Source organism: Pseudooceanicola aestuarii (assembly GCF_010614805.1).
GTDB classification, from domain to species: Bacteria; Pseudomonadota; Alphaproteobacteria; order Rhodobacterales; family Rhodobacteraceae; genus Pseudooceanicola; species Pseudooceanicola aestuarii.
Genome location: NZ_JAAFZC010000001.1, coordinates 2,517,076 through 2,535,764, shown reverse-complemented (window position 1 = coordinate 2,535,764; position 18,689 = coordinate 2,517,076). Strand labels below are relative to the sequence as shown.

At 65.6% G+C, this 18,689-nt stretch carries 16 protein-coding genes and 1 tRNA gene; 6 read left to right on the top strand and 11 right to left on the bottom strand.

Annotated features, from left to right (window positions below):
• Positions 1–103: 103 nt before the first annotated feature.
• From G5A46_RS12025 to rimK, 6 genes are all read right to left on the bottom strand, one after another.
• Positions 104–1,852 carry a sugar phosphorylase gene (locus G5A46_RS12025; protein ID WP_163849617.1) on the bottom strand — a complete coding sequence of 583 codons (1,749 nt, stop codon included), beginning with the start codon at positions 1,850–1,852 and terminating at the stop codon, positions 104–106.
• 180 nt (positions 1,853–2,032) lie between these two features.
• Positions 2,033–3,331: an SEL1-like repeat protein gene (locus G5A46_RS12020; RefSeq protein ID WP_163849616.1), complete on the bottom strand. Its 1,299-nt coding sequence runs from the start codon at positions 3,329–3,331 to the stop codon at positions 2,033–2,035.
• Between the two features lie 192 nt (positions 3,332–3,523).
• A tRNA-Val gene (locus G5A46_RS12015) sits at positions 3,524–3,598 on the bottom strand.
• A gap of 12 nt (positions 3,599–3,610) precedes the next feature.
• Positions 3,611–3,997 carry an HU family DNA-binding protein gene (locus G5A46_RS12010; protein WP_163849615.1) on the bottom strand — a complete coding sequence of 129 codons (387 nt, stop codon included), beginning with the start codon at positions 3,995–3,997 and terminating at the stop codon, positions 3,611–3,613.
• Between the two features lie 192 nt (positions 3,998–4,189).
• Positions 4,190–6,601, bottom strand: a complete 2,412-nt coding sequence (gene lon / locus G5A46_RS12005; protein WP_163849614.1) for an endopeptidase La — start codon at positions 6,599–6,601, stop codon at positions 4,190–4,192.
• A 289-nt stretch (positions 6,602–6,890) separates the two neighbouring features.
• Positions 6,891–8,288 carry a 30S ribosomal protein S6--L-glutamate ligase gene (gene rimK / locus G5A46_RS12000; protein ID WP_163849613.1) on the bottom strand — a complete coding sequence of 466 codons (1,398 nt, stop codon included), beginning with the start codon at positions 8,286–8,288 and terminating at the stop codon, positions 6,891–6,893.
• 94 nt (positions 8,289–8,382) lie between these two features.
• On the opposite strand from rimK, the gene tgt reads away from it, so the two are divergent.
• The 6 genes from tgt (at position 8,383) to tpiA (ending at position 13,717) form a co-directional block, all read left to right on the top strand.
• Positions 8,383–9,513: a tRNA guanosine(34) transglycosylase Tgt gene (gene tgt / locus G5A46_RS11995; protein WP_163849612.1), complete on the top strand. Its 1,131-nt coding sequence runs from the start codon at positions 8,383–8,385 to the stop codon at positions 9,511–9,513.
• A 96-nt stretch (positions 9,514–9,609) separates the two neighbouring features.
• Entirely contained in the window at positions 9,610–9,972 is a 363-nt protein-coding gene (locus G5A46_RS11990) for an SUF system Fe-S cluster assembly protein (protein ID WP_163849611.1), read from the top strand.
• Positions 9,973–10,206: 234 nt separating this feature from the next.
• Positions 10,207–11,892: a mechanosensitive ion channel family protein gene (locus G5A46_RS11985; RefSeq protein ID WP_163849610.1), complete on the top strand. Its 1,686-nt coding sequence runs from the start codon at positions 10,207–10,209 to the stop codon at positions 11,890–11,892.
• 87 nt (positions 11,893–11,979) lie between these two features.
• Complete coding sequence (locus G5A46_RS11980; protein ID WP_163849609.1) at positions 11,980–12,330, top strand: HesB/IscA family protein; 351 nt, start codon at positions 11,980–11,982, stop codon at positions 12,328–12,330.
• 3 nt (positions 12,331–12,333) lie between these two features.
• On the top strand, positions 12,334–12,741 hold the full coding sequence (locus G5A46_RS11975; RefSeq protein WP_163849608.1) for a TfoX/Sxy family protein: 408 nt from the start codon (positions 12,334–12,336) through the stop codon (positions 12,739–12,741).
• Between the two features lie 226 nt (positions 12,742–12,967).
• Entirely contained in the window at positions 12,968–13,717 is a 750-nt protein-coding gene (gene tpiA, locus G5A46_RS11970; protein WP_163849607.1) for a triose-phosphate isomerase, read from the top strand.
• Between the two features lie 830 nt (positions 13,718–14,547).
• Here tpiA and G5A46_RS11965 read toward each other — a convergent pair.
• From G5A46_RS11965 to yajC, 5 genes are read right to left on the bottom strand one after another with little or no spacing between them, the layout of a single operon-like run.
• A complete protein-coding gene (locus G5A46_RS11965) occupies positions 14,548–14,901 on the bottom strand; it encodes an Mth938-like domain-containing protein (RefSeq protein WP_163849606.1) in 354 nt (117 codons plus the stop codon).
• A 34-nt stretch (positions 14,902–14,935) separates the two neighbouring features.
• Positions 14,936–15,676, bottom strand: a complete 741-nt coding sequence (locus G5A46_RS11960) for a sulfite exporter TauE/SafE family protein (RefSeq protein WP_163849605.1) — start codon at positions 15,674–15,676, stop codon at positions 14,936–14,938.
• A gap of 7 nt (positions 15,677–15,683) precedes the next feature.
• Complete coding sequence (gene secF / locus G5A46_RS11955) at positions 15,684–16,652, bottom strand: protein translocase subunit SecF (RefSeq protein ID WP_163849604.1); 969 nt, start codon at positions 16,650–16,652, stop codon at positions 15,684–15,686.
• Position 16,653: 1 nt separating this feature from the next.
• Entirely contained in the window at positions 16,654–18,297 is a 1,644-nt protein-coding gene (gene secD / locus G5A46_RS11950; protein ID WP_163849603.1) for a protein translocase subunit SecD, read from the bottom strand.
• Between the two features lie 22 nt (positions 18,298–18,319).
• A complete protein-coding gene (gene yajC / locus G5A46_RS11945; RefSeq protein ID WP_163849602.1) occupies positions 18,320–18,610 on the bottom strand; it encodes a preprotein translocase subunit YajC in 291 nt (96 codons plus the stop codon).
• Between the last annotated feature and the right edge of the window lie 79 nt (positions 18,611–18,689).

Here is an 18,689-nt window from a genome sequence, read left to right as displayed (position 1 = left end):
GTGCGGAATTTGCGGGAACCGATGCCCCGCGATCGTGCCGCAGCCCGTCCGGGGCGATCTCCGCGCGCTGCCCCTGTGCCTTCGGGACAGCGGGTCCGGGACGCTACCCCCGGTTGGTGATCCAGCGGCATTGATAGGGCGCGAAATGGATCGGCGGGCCGTCGGGGTCGATCATTTCTCCCGACAGAAGATCCTGCCAGACCTCTCCCGCGATCAGGTTGATCTGCCACGGCTCGATCTCCACCGCGCTGTCGGAGACATTGTGCAGGGCAAAGATCGATTGGTCACGGTCCAGACTTTGCCGCCAGAGGCCGAAGATCCGGTCATCCAGTTGCAATGTGAATTGCGTCGCGTTGGGGTGGAACGCGCGCTGCCGGCGGCGAATCTCGATCCGGCGTTTCATTTCCTCCAGCACCTGGTGCTGCGGCGTCTCGGGATCGGCCAGCAGCATCTGCAAGCGGTCGTATTCCCAGCGATGGCGATTGATGGCGCGGTTGTGGCCGGTCTTTTCCACGCCGTCCTCGTCATTCGGGGTGGCCAGCAGGGAATGGATATAGAAGGCCGGAATCCCCTCCAGCGCCATGACAAGGGTCTGAGAGGTCAGAAACCGTTCGATCCAGGTGTCCGGCGCGGGGCCGTCGAAGGTACCCTTCATCGCCTCGAACCAGGTGATGTTCAGCTCGTAGGGGGCCTCTCCCCCACCGGGAAGCGCCCGCATGGAGACGCGGCCGCCGAAATCACGCACCGCGCCGATCACGCGGGCCGTATCGGCCGGGGACAGGATGCCCTCTGCCGGGCGCATGCCGATGCCGTCATGACTGGCGGTGAAGTTCAGGTAGGCACAGCCCAGCTGCGCCGGAGGCATCCCGCCCTGCCAGCGGATCAGCCCGCGCGCGCTGCCCGACAGCATCGCGTGCAGCACCAGCGGCGGCAGAGAGAAATTGTAGACGGCATGGGCCTCGTTCCGGTTGCCGAAATAGGACAGGTTCTCGGCATTGGGCACATTGGTTTCGGTCAACAGGATCAGCGGCTCGGCGGCGAAATCGGCCAGCAGCCGCATCAGCCGCACGATCGCATGGGTTTGCGGCATGTGGATGGAGCGGGTGCCGATCTCCTTCCACAGGAAAGCCACCGCATCCAGCCGCAGGATCCGCACGCCGTTGTCGACATGCAGCCGCGTGACGCGCAGGAATTCCATCAACACCTCCGGGTTGCGGAAATCCAGATCGACCTGGTCATGGGAGAAAGTGCACCAGACATGGCGCACCCCGCGGGCGGTCTCCACCTCCCTCAGCAGCGGGTGAGTGCGCGGGCGCACCACATCCGACAGGTCATCCTCGGGCGTGGCCTCGAAAAAGAATTTATCATAGGGCTCATGCCCTTGCAGGTAGTCGTTAAACCAATTTGACTGGCTGGAGACATGGTTCAGCACCAGGTCCGACATCAACAGGAATTCCGACCCGATTCGCCGGATATCGGCCCAGTCGCCCAGCACCGGGTTCACCGCGCGGTAATCCGACACGGCAAACCCGTCATCCGACGTATAGGGAAAGAACGGCAGGATATGCACCCCGTTCACCACCCCCGCCAGGTGCCGGTGCAGGAAATGGCGCAGCAGGTCCAACGGCTTGTGCGCGCCGTCGACGATGGAATTGCCGTAGGTGATGACCATGGCGTCCCGCTCCGACCATTGCCGGTTGCCCGGCACGCGGCCCCGGCGGCGCATGGCCGCCCCGTCGGGCCAGAAGGCCGCGACGATGCCCTGAGCCAGGGCATCGGCATCATGGTCCGGGTAAATCTGCCGCAGCAGCGCCGTCAGCCGGTTCCGAAAGGACGAATTGGGGTCTGACATGGGGTCCGCTCCGTTCTCTACTCCCCTCCCTTCCAGATCGCCCCCGGCTTTTCAAGCCGTCAGCGGCGCCTCTGCCCGACCTTGGCCTCTTCTGCCGCCGTGCCGAGGGCAAACTGCCCGCAAACGGGCAACCGGCACCGTCATCGGGCGGCCTGCCCGCGCCCGTCCCGCGGCGAAATCTCAGGGCCAGCTGGTCACGTCACCGGTGCCGAACAGCGGGGTGCCGGGCGTCCAGTCCTGGGCGAGCGCCTCGGCCTCGGTGCGTTGCGGGCGTGTCAGGTCGGCGGTGAACGCGGCCATCACCGCCGCGTCCCGCTCCGGCGTGTCCGGGGTCTCGTAGGCCAGGGCCAGGCTTTGAAAGGCCAGCGCCAGCACGGGGTTGCGCGCGACGCCCTCGCCCTGCGCATGCAGCTTCGCCAGCTTTGCCAGGGCGCGCGGTTCCGCCTGTTCGGCAGCCGCGCGATACCATTGCGCCGCCTCCGCCGGATCAACCTCCTGCCCCTCCCCGTTCTCGAACATCAGCCCGATGTTGAAAAAGGCAACCGGCTCCCCGTTCTGAGCGGCCTGTTGGTACCAGGCCATGGCCTGTGCGTCGTCTTGGGGTACGCCACGGCCCAGGTGGAAATGTTTGCCCATGTTGATCTGCGCCGCCGGCACGCCGTTGCGCGCGGCCTGGTGATACCAATCGACGGCCTGCGCATCGTCCTGCGGTACGCCGCGCCCTTCGGCATACAGATTGCCCAGGTTGATCTGCGCCGCCGCATGGCCGGCCTGCGCCGCGCGCTGATACCAGGCGGCCGCCTGGGCCGCATCCTGTGGCAGGCCGCGCCCGGAGTCGGACATCCAGCCCATCATGTATTGCGCATCGGACAGCCCCGCCTGCGCCGCATCGGCAATCCAATCGGCGGCGGCCTGCGGATCCGCGGCTACATCGCCGCCCTGCAACAGGATCATGCCGATCCGGTATTGCGCCATGAGATCGCCCTGCCCGGCGGCCTTGCGGTACCAATCCAGCGCCCGCTGCTGGCTTTGCGCCGTCCCCTCGCCCAACTCGTGCATATTGGCCAGGCTGAACTGCGCCTTGGCGAACCCTTGCTCCGCGGCCTGGTGGAAATAATCCAGCGCGGTTTCCGGCTGCTCCGGCACCCCCTGACCAAAGCGGTAGGAGACACCCAACGAGTTCTGACCGCAGGGATTGCCCTGTTCCGCCGATTTGGACGCCCATTCGACGGATTTGCTGTAACTCTGGGCGAACGCCTCTCCGCCGCGATAGAACAGGCGCCCGACCTGGCATTGCGCCTCGGCGTTGCCCTGTTCGGCCAAGGGCAGGTAGATGCGGAAGGCGGCGTCGAATTCGCCCCGCTCGAATGCGGCCTGGCCCTCGGCCATGGTCGAGGTTTCGGCTTGCGCCGCCAGCGGCATGATCGCGGCCAGAACGGTTCGGCCGAACCACGAGCGTTTCGAATTTCGTGCACCCATGCGTCATCCCTTTCATCGCAATTGACAGGCCAACGCGTTGAAAACACATGGCCTTGGGAGGCGCCTACCTGCTCTGCGAAGAAGATGACAGCGCCAGCCTGGCGATGTGCGAAGACCCGCCAACGGCGGTCGTCCCTGACCCTGAGTGGACGCAAGACATCTAAGCGGTGCAATGAACGGGACAGAGGAGAGTGGTGGGTGATGAGGGATTTGAACCCCCGACATCTTCGATGTGAACGAAGCGCTCTACCACTGAGCTAATCACCCGTGACGCGCTCTTTACCGCTCCTCGTCGGGGTTCGCAAGCCGGTCTTTGGAGGAATTTTCGCCGCCCTGCCCCGGCGCCGGTTCGTCGGGTGCATCACCCCCGGGCACGGGGGGCATATCCTGCCGGATGCGGGCAACCACCACGCGGGAGGCCGGGCTATCCTTGATCCGGTTGACGCGCAATTTCCCGAAACCGGGCAGCTGCATCGGACGGCCGGCGGCCAGCGCATCGCCAAGCTCGGCCAGCAGCGCCTCAACCACCGGTTTTGCGTCACGCTTGCGGATACCGGACCGGGTGACGACGCCCTCCAGAAGCTCCTTCTTACGCAAAAGCTCCGGTGCTTCGGCGGGGCGGTTTTCCTGGGTGACGACGGGATCGGGCGTTTCGGGATCACTCATGTGACCGGTTGTATCAGATCGGGTGCCCGACGGACAGGGGGCCCAGGGCCGCAGGCGATACCGGCCTCATGAAAAACATGAAGACCGGATCGCAACACTTTGATTTAAAATATTTCTCTAAAAAAATGGCCGCCGCACCCGATGGATGCGGCGGCCCGGTCTCTTTGCTTCAACGCGCCTGGGCGCGCCGGATCAATGGGCGGTCTTGCCGGTCACATTGCCTTCACCGATGCTGGCGCGGGCTGCAGCGGCGGCTTCTTCCGCCTCCTCGTCCCACTCGATCGGTTCAGGTTGCGAGACAAGCGCCTGTTCCAGAACCTCCCGCACATGGGTGACTGGAATGATCTTCAGCCCGTCCTTCACATTGTCCGGGATGTCAGCCAGATCCTTTTCGTTCTCTTCCGGGATGAAGACGGTGGTGATCCCGCCGCGCAGCGCGGCCAGCAACTTCTCCTTCAACCCGCCGATGGGCATGGCGTTGCCCCGCAGGGAGACCTCCCCCGTCATGGCGACATCCTTGCGCACCGGGATCTGCGTCAGCACCGAGACGATGGAGGTCACCATCGCCAGACCGGCCGACGGCCCATCCTTGGGCGTGGCGCCATCAGGGACGTGGACGTGAATGTCCAGCTTGTCGAACTTCGGCGGCTTCACCCCGATCTGCGGCGCGATGGACCGTACGTAGGAGGATGCGGCGTCGATCGATTCCTTCATGACGTCGCCCAGTTTCCCGGTCGTCTTCATGCGGCCCTTGCCCGGCAGGCGCAGCGCCTCGATCGACAGGAGGTCCCCACCGACAGAGGTCCAGGCCAGGCCGGTGACGACACCCACCTGATCCTCGCGTTCTGCCAGGCCATAGCGGAACTTCTTCACGCCCAGGTAATCATCCAGGTTGTCGGCCGTCACGCTGACATGGCTGACCTCTCCCTTGATGATCTGGGTCACGGCCTTGCGCGCCAGTTTCGCCAGCTCACGCTCCAGGTTCCGCACGCCCGCCTCGCGGGTGTAGCGGCGGATCATCTCGTTCAACGCCTCGTCGGTGATCTCGAACTCGCCCTTGCGCAGGCCGTGGTTCTTCACCTGTTTCGCCAGAAGATGCTGACGCGCGATTTCGCGTTTCTCATCCTCGGTGTAGCCGGCCAGGGTGATGATCTCCATCCGATCCAGCAGCGGCCCGGGCATATTGTAGGAATTCGCCGTGGTCAGGAACATCACGTTGGACAGGTCATATTCGACCTCCAGGTAGTGATCGACAAAGGTGCCGTTCTGTTCCGGATCCAGCACTTCCAGCATGGCAGAGGACGGATCGCCGCGGAAATCCTGCCCCATCTTGTCGATTTCATCGAGCAGGATCAGCGGGTTGGTCGTCTTCGCCTTTTTCAGCGCCTGGATGATCTTCCCAGGCATGGAGCCGATATAGGTCCGGCGGTGGCCCCGGATCTCGCTTTCGTCGCGCACGCCGCCCAGGGAGATGCGGATGAACTCGCGCCCCGTCGCCTTGGCCACGGATTTGCCCAGGGAGGTCTTGCCCACGCCCGGCGGACCGACAAGGCACAGGATCGGGCCCTTCAGCTTCTTGGAGCGTTGCTGAACCGCCAGGTATTCGACGATCCGTTCCTTCACCTTTTCAAGGCCGTAATGGTCGTGATCCAGAACCTCTTCGGCATTGGTGAGGTTCTTTTTCACCCGCGACTTCACGCCCCACGGGATCGACAGCATCCAGTCCAGGTAATTGCGGACAACGGTCGCCTCCGCGCTCATGGGCGACATGTTCTTCAGCTTCTTCAGCTCGGCCTCGGCCTTTTCGCGGGCCTCCTTGGACAGCTTGGTGGCGGCGATCTTCTCTTCCAGCTCGGCCAACTCGCCTTCGCCGTCCTCACCGTCGCCCAACTCCTTCTGAATGGCCTTCATCTGCTCATTCAGGTAATATTCGCGCTGTGTCCGCTCCATCTGGGATTTCACGCGGGTCTTGATCTTCTTCTCGACCTGAAGGACGGACATCTCGCCCTGCATCAGGCCATAGACCTTCTCCAGCCGTTCGGAGACCGACAGCGTTTCCAGAAGTTCCTGTTTCTGCACCACTTCGATGCCCAGGTGCCCGGCGACCAGGTCGGCCAGCTTGGCCGGCTCCGCGCTTTCGGCGACGGCGCTCAGCGCCTCTTCTGGGATGTTCTTCTTGACCTTGGCATAACGCTCGAACTCCTGCCCGACAGAGCGCAACAGCGCCTCGATCGTGGCGGTATCGCCGGTTTCTTCCTCCAGCAGCTCCGCCCGGGCTTCGAAGAAGTCATCGTTTTCGAGGAATTCGGTGATCTTCACGCGCTGCTGCCCTTCGACCAGCACCTTCACGGTGCCGTCGGGAAGTTTCAACAATTGCAATACGTTGGCCAGAACGCCGGCGCGGTAGATATCCTCAGCCTCGGGATCATCCTGGGCCGGGTCCACCTGGCTGGACAGCAGAATCTGCTTATTGTCGGCCATCACCTCTTCGAGGGCGCGGACCGATTTCTCCCGTCCCACGAAAAGCGGCACGATCATGTGGGGGAACACCACGATATCGCGCAACGGCAATACGGGATAGGACGGATTGAGGGTGGTTTCCATGCTCTTTCCTTGATCTTGGGCAGTGATCCCCGGCCCCATTCTTCGGCGGCGCAGGGATACTCCTGTTCACGGCTGATTAACTTGGGGCCGCCATGGCCCCGATTCAACCTGTTTTGCGCATCCTGCCCCCCCGGCGCGGGCCGGACAAGGCGGATAAAGCTTCAAACTCGATGTTTCCCGCCCCTGCCAGCGCAAAGGGCACAGGCCCCGACCGCCGCATCATCGGCGCGCACCTCGTGCCGCAGGGGTGCGAAGGGATGCGAAGGGACGCCCCCCCCTCCCGCGCTCCTCAGACCGCAGGTTTGCGGCGTCGCACCGGTGCGGGGCGGGCGCGGCTTTCGATCTCGTCGAACAGGCGGCCGACGATATCCTTGCTGGTGGCCTTCTCCACCCCTTCGAACCCAGGGGAGGAATTGACCTCCAGCACCTTCGGTCCGGTATCCGAGCGCAGCAGATCGACCCCGGCCATGTTCAGCCCAAAGGCTCGCGCCGCGCGCAGGGCGGTCTCACGCTCGTCCTTGGTGATCCGCACCGGCGTCGCCTTGCCCCCCAGATGCAGGTTCGACCGGAAATCGCCGCCCTCGGCCGTGCGCTTGATCGCGGCCACGACCTTGGTCCCGATGACCAGACAGCGGATATCCTCGCCCGCCGCCTCCTTGACGAATTGCTGCACCAGGAAATTGGCCTTCAGCCCGCGAAAGGCGGAGATGACGGATTCCGCCGCCTTCTTCGTCTCGGCCATCACCACGCCCCGGCCCTGGGTGCTTTCCAGCAGCTTCACGATCAGTGGCGCCTGGCCGACCAGACCGATCAGGTTGCCGGTGTCCTTGGGCGAATTGGCGAAAGCCGTCGTGGGCATCCCGATGCGATGCCGCGCCAGCACCTGATGGGCATGCAGCTTGTCCCGGCTGGCGGTAATCCCCGCGCTGCCGTTCAGGCAGAATGTGCCGATCGTCTCGAACTGGCGGATCACGGCGGTGCCATAGGGCGTGATGGAGGCCCCGATGCGCGGCACCACCGCGTCATAGCGCGGCAGGCGCTGGCCGTCGTAATGCACTTCCGGCGACAGCGCGTTGATCGCCATGTAGCAGCGGGTGGTGTCGATCACCTCCACCACGTGGCCGCGCGCCTCGCCAACCTCCACCAGGCGGCGGGTGGAATAGTTGTCCTCCCGGCTGAGAACCGCGATGCGCAGCACCCGGTTGGGCGCGACCTGGCGTACCCTCTTGGAATGGTAGACGTCGTAGCTCAACTCCGGCTGGCAGAACCGTTCGGACGGAACGATGGAGACATGATCGCCCAGGGCCTGGCGCCCCAGCAGCATATGCGACTGCATCCCGCGCCGATCGGTCAGGGTCACTTCTATCGGCCAGGCGCGGCCACCGATCTCCAGTGTCGTTTCGATGACATACCGCATCTCCGCCTCCCCGTTGGAGGAGGTGACCTCCCGACGGTCGACAATCCGCGCCGAGCAGGGGATCGCCAGATCGTCGCGGCCGGGGATCGGATGCACCATGAACCGCACCCGGGGCTGCGCGGCGGAGCCGAAGCTTTCGATCTCGGTCGCATGCAGGGCCGAGGTCCGCGCCCCGGTGTCCACCTTGGCCTTCAGCGCCGGCAGGCCCAGATCAGGCAGGCTCAGCCATTCTTCCCAGCCAAATTGCAGCGGCTCGTCATCTTGGGGCATCGATTCTCCTTCCGGACGGGTGAGACTTGCGCGTAGCGCGGGACGTCGTACTTGCATATAGCATTCCACCACGATTGGCTGTATCGCCGCGCCCATGTCGCAGAACTTTGCCTTTTCCCTTGCCGCCACCGACGGCACCGCCCGCACCGGAGAGATCCGCACCCCGCGCGGCACCATCCGCACGCCTGCCTTCATGCCCGTGGGCACCGCCGCCACGGTCAAGGCGATGATGCCCGAAAGCGTGGCCTCCACCGGCGCCGACATCCTGTTGGGCAATACCTATCACCTGATGCTGCGCCCCACCGCCGAACGGATCGACGCCCTGGGCGGGCTGCACCGGTTCATGAACTGGGACAAGCCGATCCTGACGGATTCCGGTGGGTTCCAGGTGATGTCGCTGGCCTCCCTGCGCAAGCTGACCGAAGACGGGGTGACCTTCAAATCCCATATCGACGGGTCCGAACACCGGCTGACGCCCGAACGTTCGATGGAGATCCAGCGCCTGCTGGGGTCCGACATCGTGATGTGTTTCGACGAATGCCCCGCCCTGCCCGCTGACCGTGCGCGGATCGAGGAATCGATGCGCCTGTCCATGCGGTGGGCCGCCCGTTCCCGCGCGGCGTTCGGCGACCGGCCGGGCCATGCGCTGTTCGGGATCCAGCAAGGCGGGCTGGAGGAAGACCTGCGCGCCGAAAGCGCCCGCGCCCTGCGTGACATCGGCTTCGAAGGCTATGCCATCGGCGGGCTGGCGGTGGGCGAGGGTCAGGAGGCGATGTTCTCCGTTCTGGACTACGCGCCCGGCCAGTTGCCGCAGGACAAACCGCGTTACCTGATGGGTGTGGGCAAGCCCGACGATATCGTGGGCGCGGTAAAGCGCGGTGTGGACATGATGGATTGCGTGCTGCCCTCCCGCTCGGGCCGGACGGGGCAGGCCTTTACCCGGCGCGGGGTGGTCAATATCAAGAACGCCCGCCACGCTGACGATCCCCGCCCGCTGGATGCCGATTGCGGCTGCCCGGCGTGCCGCAACTACTCCCGCGCCTATCTGCACCATGTCTTCCGCTCCGGAGAGATGATATCGGGGATGTTGCTGACCTGGCACAACCTTCAGTATTATCAGGATCTGATGCAGGGCATGCGCGACGCCATCCGCGCGGGGCGTTTCGCCGACTGGGAGGCGGAGTTCCACGCCAACCGGGCCGGCGGCGATATCGCCCCGCTGTAACGCCCGCCGCGACGTGGCGCCACCGGCACCGCGGGGCCTCTGGATAAACGGGACCGGATTTCCTATATATTCGGTCAGGAAACAGGCAGGACAGACATGAACGACCAGCCCGAACCGCTTGAGGGGGCACCCCTCATTGCCCCGTCCACCACGGATCACCCGCTTTACGACGGTGTGGTAGAGGCATGCCGCACGGTCTATGACCCGGAAATCCCGGTCAATATCTATGACCTCGGCCTGATCTACACGATCGACATCTCGCCCGAGAACGAAGTGAAGATCGTGATGACCCTGACCGCCCCCGGCTGCCCCGTCGCGGGCGACATGCCCGGCTGGATCGCCGATGCGGTCGAGCCGATGGAAGGGGTCAAGCAGGTCGACGTCGTGCTGACCTGGGATCCGCCCTGGGGCATGGACATGATGTCCGAAGAGGCACGGCTGGAACTGGGCTTCATGTAAGCCGCCGCCACGCCGCGCGACCGCGACCGGACCGCCCCGGGGGCAGCCCCCGCACGGGTCGGGGCGCTGCCCTTTTTCACGACTGCCGCGTTCGCCGCCCCTGACACGTCCGGCATGATGGGCGTCTCGCGCCAGACGGGGCAGCCCCCCCCTGCCCCCCCCCCGTGCCTGCCCCCATGGCGGAACCAACCCCGCCACCCCGCGTTCACCGGCATGAACGTGGCGCAGGAACCAGTGACATCGCCCCCCCGGCGGGGCTTGCGGCCGGTGCTGGCCGCGCTGGTCCTGCTCCTTGTCTCGCTGCTGGCCGCCGTGCTGCCTGCCGCCGCGCAGGACGGCAAGGCGGGGCTGTGGTTCGAACGTGACACGCTGAACGCCGGCCTTGGGCCCACGCCCGAAATTGTCCGCCGGGAGACACCGCAATCGGCGGTGGAGAGCTTCCTTGCCCTCACCGCCGCAGGCGAGGACGCGGCAGCGGCGCATATCCTGGACCTGTCGCATCTCAGCCCGGAAGAACGGCGCGAGTCCGGCCCGGCTCTGGCCGCCGCGCTGAAAACAGTGATCGAACGGCGGGTCATCCTGGACTGGCACCGCCTGCCCGACACGCCTGATGCGGTCTCCCCCCAGCCGACGCAGAACGACCCGCTGGCCGGAGAGCCGCGCCGTTCCCTGCGGCTGTGGATCGTGGAGCGTGACGACCGCCCCGTCTCCCTGCGCCTTGACCGGATCAAGGTGCCGGGCGCCGACCCGGTCTGGGTCTTCTCCCGCCAGTCGGTGGAGAACATCCCCGCGCTCTATGACCTTTACGGCCCATCTGACCTCGAACGCGCCCTGCCCGAGGCACTGCAACGCGAAACCATCTTCAGCCTGCGCGGCTGGGAGCTGATCGCCCTGCCGCTGCTGATCCTGGCCTCCGGCGGGCTGGGCTGGGCGATCAATCGCGGCCTGAGCATCGCCGCCGCCCGCAGCCGGCGCGACATCACCACTGAAATCCTGCGCTCCCTGCGGACACCGGCGGTGATCTTCGCGATCACCTTCGTCATCGGGCTGACCACCGAACGGGTCTTTGTCTTCTCCGGCCGGATCTCCACCATGCTCAGTCCGGCGGTGATCACCGGCTACGTGCTGGCGGCGCTGATCTTTCTGATGAACGTGGTGGACGTGCTGGTCGATCGGCTGGTGGTCAAGCAGGACGAAGACCTCTCCTCCCGCGAGCAGGAGCAGCGACGGGGCCTGGCCACCCATGTCACCGCCTGGCGGCGTGGGTTGTCGGTGGTGATCTTCCTGGCTGGCGTCGGCTTCATCCTGACCTCGGCCAACGTGTTCCGAACGCTGGGCTTTTCCCTGATCGGCACAGCCGGGATCGCCACCGTGATCCTGGGCTTTGCCGGGCGGGACATCCTGTCCAACATCCTGTCCTCGATGCAGATCGCCCTGAACCAATCGGCGCGCATCGGCGATACGGTGTTGTTTCGCGGCTATTGGTGCGTGGTCGAACGGATCAATTTCACCTATGTCCAGCTGCGCGTCTGGGACCGCACCCGGCTGGTGGTTCCGGTCCGTCAATTCGTCGACGAGCCGTTCGAGAACTGGACGATGATGACCCAGGAATTGCACCGCACCATCAAGTTGCGCCTGGGCCACAGCGTCGATCTGGACCGCCTGCGCGAATTGTTCTGGTCCGTCGCGATGGAGGAGGATCAGGGCGACCTGCTGGACGACACCGAGGCGCTGAATGTCTACATGGCCGATCAGGACGTGCATGGGGCGGAAATCTGGTTCATCCTGCCGTGCAACGACGCCAACACCGCCTGGCAATACACCTGTCGGGTCCGCGAGCGGCTGATGCGCGGCATCGCCCGGATCGAGGAGACCGACCCCGGCTATCTGCCGCAGGTGCCCGCCTCGGCCGAAACGTGATCGCCCGCACACGGCGGCGATGCCACACGGGCTTGAGACACGCGACCTGCGGGACTATGTAGAGAGGCAGCGCAAGAAAGGCAGAACATGTTTGGAATTCCCGGCAAACAGGCGGTCTCCATGACCCCCAAAGCGTCCAGCCAGATCCGAAAGCTGATGGAACGCGATGGCCATCAGGGCCTGCGCATCGGCGTCAAGAAGGGCGGCTGCGCGGGCATGGAATACACCATGGACTACGTCGAGGACGTCGACCCCAATGACGAGGTCGTAGAACAGGATGGCGCGCGGGTGATGATCGCGCCAATGGCGCAGATGTTCCTGTTCGGCACGCAGATCGATTACGAGACCACGCTGTTGGAAAGCGGCTTCCGCTTCAACAACCCCAACGTGACCGAGGCCTGCGGCTGCGGCGAATCTATCAAGTTCGCGGAAAGCTGAGCCATGGCCGTCGCGCCCGAGATGGTCGCGCATCTTCGCGACCTTTTCGCCGGGCTGGGGCGGTTGCGCACGGGGCGGATGTTCTCGGGAGTGGCGTTCTACGCCGAGGATGACGCGATGTTTGCCATGATCGCGGCCTCCGGCGAGGTCTACATGAAATCCGACGACAGCACGCGCCCCATCTTCGAATCCGCCGGCGCGCGCCCGTTCACATATTCCCGCAAGACCGGAGAACGGCAGGTGCTCAGCCTGATGTCCCTCCCCGACAGCGCCTTCGAGGATCCCGACGAGGCATTGTACTGGGCGCGGCTGTCCCTGCCCCCGGCTCGCGCCGCCGCCGCCCGCAAACGCGCGGAGAAGGCCCGGCGCGCCCACCGCGCGGCCCAACGTCAGGGTGGGACACCCGGCTGAGCGGGGGCATGCGCGGCCTCCTGTTCCCGGTGCCATGCTCCTGCGCGCGGGTGCGCCAGCCTGCGCGCGTCCCGAAACAGAGGATCGCCTGCCTCGGCGGCGGGGGCTTGACGCCCGGGCCATGGCCAGAACAATACCCCGGACCCAAAGGGCCATCCGGCCCGCGCCCCGCCCGCCCCCTCGGGATGCGGTGCGGCGCGATGACAACAGGAAAGACGGACCTCCTATGCGCAGAAAACTGGCCGCCGGCAATTGGAAGATGAACGGCGACAAGGTGGCCCTGGCCGAACTTGATACCCTCGCCAACACGCCCGAGGCCACGGAGATCGACATCCTGGTCTGCCCCCCCGCCACCCTGATCGACGCTGCCGTCACCCGGCTGGGTACGGCGCCGGTGGCCGTGGGCGCTCAGGATTGCCATGCGGAGACAACCGGCGCCTATACTGGCGACCTGTCGGCGGCGATGCTGGCCGATGTCGGCGCCACCGCGGTGATCCTGGGCCATTCCGAACGCCGCGCATTGCACCACGAAACCAGCGAAGCGATCCGCGAAAAGGCCCGCGCCGCCCAGGCGCAGGGGCTGATGGCGATCATCTGCCTGGGCGAATCGGAGTTCCAGCGCGAGGCGACCAACACCCTGGACATCATTGGCGCGCAATTGTCCCTGTCTGTGCCCGACGGCTCCACCGGGTTGAACCTTGTGGTGGCCTACGAACCCGTCTGGGCCATCGGAACCGGACGTGTGCCCCACCCCGACCAGATCGGCGAGGTGCATGATTTCATCCGCGCCCGGCTGGAACGCCGCTTTGGCGCCGGTGTGGGCCGGTCGGTGCGCCTGCTCTATGGCGGGTCGGTGAAACCGGCGAATGCGGCGGATATATTTGCCGTCTCCAACGTCGATGGCGCGCTGGTCGGCGGCGCCAGCCTGACTGCCGGCGATTTCCGCCCGATCATCAGCGCCTTGGCCCAGGCCTGACAGCGCGCTCTCGCCCGGGTATGCCGCACCGTCTCCGAACGGCCAGGCGTGCCGCGACCTGACCCCGACATAGTCCGCAGCGCCCGCGCCGCGGCCGGAGGGCCACGCTCCCGCCTGAGGTTTGCCGCAGCCCCCCCAGCGGGGGCGTGACGGCCGCGCCTTGGTCCCGGCACAGCGCGCTATACCCTGGGGACCGGCGCGAAGTCCGCATCCGGGGTCTCGTGAGGCCGTACAGCGGCATGAAACCGTGCCCGACAGTTTGCCTGTGCCCGAAGGTTGCCCGCGCCCGTTGGCCAGCGCCTGCGGGACCGGGGTTGGCTGCGGTACGGTGCCCCCCAGCGGAAACAGGCTGCCGTTCAGATCGCCGTCTTGTCCAGGTGCATCCGACCAACCGTAGCCGGAACAGCCCGGTGGCGCCATCTTCTACGGCATCCGGCGCGCGCCCCCGCACAGCCGAGACGGCATGCTGGCGCCCTCGGCAGGACGCTTTGGGCACGCGACTGGCCGCCATGTGGCCTCTCACCACCCATCGCACCTATGCCGCCCCGTCATCCGCGCCTGTGTGGGGTGGCTGGCCCTGTCCGCCTCCGGCGCCGGTATTTGGGCCCGAAGGGAGGGAGCGTTGCACATCGGCCCTGTGTCGCTGGCAGGAACGCCCCGCCTGTCGCAGGCGAGGCGCCCACTTCGGGCGCGGTCATCGGCTCCGCAGCCTGTACCGCGAGATCAGTGCTACAGCCTGAAGTTTAAGAAAGACCTAACATCCTTCGGGCAGAAATACCGCCGCCGGAGGCGGTCGCGCGGGCCGGGATGTCCCTGCCCGGTGGGCAAGGTCACACCGGGTTCAGCGCGGCGGCGACGCGCCGGCCTTCGGACAGCAGGACGTTATAAGTGCGGCAGGCGGTGGCGCTGGCCATCGGGTCGCAGGCGATGCCCGCGGCCTCCAGCTGGTCCTGCAGGGCCTTGGGAACATGGGTCATTTCAGCGCCGGTGCCGTAGAACAGCACATCCACCTGACCCGCAAGCGCCAGCAGCGGCGCGGGATCCTGCGGACCGGCCCAGGACGTGGCGCGGTCGGCGGTGACCAGCACGGGACCGTGGATGACCTTCCCCCCCACGCGAAAGAACCCGGGGCCGTAACCGTCGATCGGACGGGCATTTGCGTAGTCGATTTCATACATCTGCATGGCGCTCTCCTGTCTGTATGTCTCGCGTGGCGCGTCAGTCGAAAAGGGGCAGACCGATTACCACGGCGACCCCGATCAGCAGGTAGGCGGCGAGGCGGTAGCCGGCCTCCCCCTCGGGGCGAAACAGCGCGTGACCGATCACGGTTCCCAGCCCGTAGGGCAGCAGCATCACCAGCCCCAGCCCCACCGCCTGTGCGGTCAGCAGCCCTTGCAACGCCATCACCGGCACCAGCGCCAGGCTGGTCACCGTCAGGAACACCAGCGCCGTGGCGCGGCTGCGGGCGATGCTGTCACGGCCGGCGAGCTGGAACAGCACCATCACCGGTCCCAGCAATCCGGTCGCGCCGCCAACAAAGCCGGTGGCCAGACCGACCGCCGCGCGGGTGGAGTCGCGCGGCGCCGTCCGGTAGCGCCAGCCCGACACCAGCGCCAGCAGCGTCACCGCCGTCACCCCGATCACCGCCCAGCGAAGCCCGGTGACATCCGCCACCCGCAGCACCCAGACCCCGGCAAAGGATGCCAGTGTCGCGGTGGCGATCAGGATCGTCACACCGCGCCGGTCCACCAGCGGCACCGCGCGCGGAACCACCGTGACCAGCGATGACAGGGCGGAAATGGCAAAGGCCGCCACGGCGACCTGGGGTGGCAGGATGCGCACCGCGACGGGCATGAAGATCAAGGCGGCGCCGAACCCGGCAAAGCCGTAGACCACCCCCGCCACCAGCACCGTTCCCAACAGCAGCAAGAGGCCCGCCGGGTCGGTCCCGGCAGGCATCAGGGTTTCAAGCATCGATATTGGCGAACTGGTTGCCCTTGTTCTTGTCGGACTTGCTCCAGTCACGCTTGATCCCCAGCCGCAACAGCATGGCAGAGGCCACGAAAATCGACGAATAGGTGCCCACGATCACGCCCCAGGTCATCGCGAAGACAAAGCCCCGGATCACGTCGCCGCCCAGGACCATCAGCGCGATCAGCGCGATCAGCGTGGTGACGGAGGTCATCATGGTGCGCGACAGCGTCTCGTTGATCGACAGGTTCAGCACCTCGCGCAGGGGCTTTTGCTTGTACTTGCGCAGGTTCTCCCGCACCCGGTCAAAGACCACCACGGTGTCGTTCAGCGAATAGCCGACGATGGTCAGCAGCGCCGCGATGATCGCCAGGTCGAACCGGATCTGGAGCTCCGAGAAGATCCCGATGGTCAGGGCCACATCATGCACCAGCGCCACGACCGCCCCCAGGGCGAATTGCCATTCGAAGCGGAGCCAGATGTAGATCAGCACCGCCGCGATGGCGAGGACCACGGCGATCACCGCCGTCTGGATCAGCTCGCCCGAGACCTTGGGCCCCACGCTTTCGACGGAGACGAACTTGATGTCCGGGATCACCGCGCTCAGCGCGTCCTCGACTTGCTGGATGGTGTCGGCGGCGACACTTTCCTGGCCGTCCTGGGCCTGGATACGGATCATCGCCACGTTGCGGTCATCGCCGAAAGTGGGGTCGAAGACCTCGGTGATGGTGATATCGCCCAGCTCCAGCGTCTGGATGGCCTCGCGGTAGACACCGATATCGACCGATTGGGTGCTTTCGGTGCGGATCGTCGTGCCGCCGCGGAAGTCGATGCCGAAGTTCAACCCTTGCAGGAAGAAGCTGACCAGCGACACAACGATCAGCAGCCCGGAGATTCCCAGCCACAGCTTGGAGCGGCTGAAGAAATCCCAATTGGTGTTCTGGGGAACGAGTCTCAGGCGCATGTCACACCTCCAAAGTCTTGGGACGGCGACGGGCGAACCAGGTCGCGATCAGCAGCCGTGTCACCCAGATCGCGGTGAAGACCGAGGTCAGGATGCCCAGCCCCAGCGTGATGGCGAAGCCCCGGACCGGGCCGGAACCCATGACATAGAGGATCAGCGCCGTGATGAAGGTGGTGATGTTGGCGTCCACGATGGCCGACAGGGCCTTTTCGTAGCCCAGCTCGATCGCGCGGGCCGGGCCCTTTGCGGTCTTCAGCTCTTCGCGGATACGTTCGAAAACCAGCACATTGGCATCCACCGCCATGCCCACCGTCAGGACGATCCCGGCGATGCCCGGCAGGGTCAGCGTGGCCCCGATCATCGACAGCAGGCCGAAGATAAGCCCGACATTGATGATCAACGCGATATTGGCGAACACCCCGAACAAACCGTAGGAGGCGACCATGAAGGCCAGCACCGCGACGAAGGCCACGATGGTGGCGATCTTCCCGGCCTCGATCGAATCGGCGCCGAGTTCCGGGCCGATGGTCCGTTCCTCAAGAAAATCCAGCCCGGCCGGAAGCGCGCCCGCGCGCAACAGCACCGCCAGGTTGGTCGATTCCTCCACCGTGAAATTGCCGGTGATAATGCCGGACCCGCCCGCGATATGGGCCTGGATCACGGGGGCGGAGATCACCTCTTCGTCCAGCACGATGGCGAAGGGGTTGCCGATGTTCTGCGCGGTATAATCGCCGAACTTGCGCGCGCCCGAGGGGTTGAACCGGAAGTTGACCGCCGGGCGGCCGTTCTGGTCAAAGGCCGGCTGCGCGTCGACCAGTTCTTCGCCGGTGACCACGGGGCTTTCGTCAAGCACGTAGAAGGTGCCCGTCTCGTCAAGCGAGGGCAGGACTTCCTCGCCCACTCCGGCGCGGGTGTCGCCATCGGCGGTCCGGGAGGTGACGGGCTGGAAGGTCAGCTGCGCGGTGGTGCCGATCAGCTCTTTCAGTTCGGCCGCCGATCCGATGCCGGGCACCTGGATCAGGATCCGGTCCGCGCCCTGGCGCTGGATCGTCGGTTCGCGGGTGCCGACCTCGTCGATACGGCGGCGGATGATTTCCAGCGACTGGCGCACCGTCCGGTCGTCGGTGGCGGTCATTTCCGCCTCGCTCAACCCGATGATCAGGATATCCCCCTGCGAGGACACGACCAGATCGGTGGTCCCTGCCCCGGTCAGACTGGCGACCGGCTGGGCCAGTCCACGCGCGATGTCCATCGCACGGGCCATGCCGTCTGCCTCGCCGATACGGATGCGCAATTGCGCCCCGTCACCGGGTTGCAGCCGAATGGCGCCGACCTCTTCGCGCGCATCGCGCAGGGCGTTGCGAACTTCGGGCCAAAGGCTCTTCATCCGGGCCTCGTAGACGTCCTCGACCTTCACTTCGGCCAGAAGATGTGCCCCGCCGCGCAGGTCCAGCCCCAGGTTCACCAGCCCGGAAGGCAGGTAAGAGGACCAGCCCGCGACGCCGGTGGCGTCGCCGCCCTGGGCGGCGACGGTATCATTGTAGCTTTCGACCTTCGAGTAGAAGGCGTTCGGCATCGCCAGCAGCAGCCCGATCACGACGAGCCCCCAGATGACGACCCGTTTCCACAGCTCGATTTGCAGCATGGGCGCCGCCTTTCGCTTGGACTTACTCGGCCTTGGCCGGTTCCGTTTTCGACACGACGTTGGCCAGCGTGGACTTGATGACCCGGATCTTCACGCCTTCGGCGATCTCGACCTCGACTTCACCGTCGTCGCGCACCTTGGCGACCTTGCCGACGATACCACCCTGGGTGATGACCTGATCGCCGCGGCGCACCGCCTCGACCATGGCCTGATGTTGTTTGACCTTCTTCTGCTGAGGCCGGATCAGCAGGAAATACATGATCGCGAAAATCAGGATCAGCGGCAGAAACTGCGCCAATGCGTTCCCATCCATGGGCGGGCGTCCTTCTTCTTGTGTGTCGGGGGCGCGAAACGCCCGGCGGAATTGGCCGGAACCTATGGTCGGCAGGGTG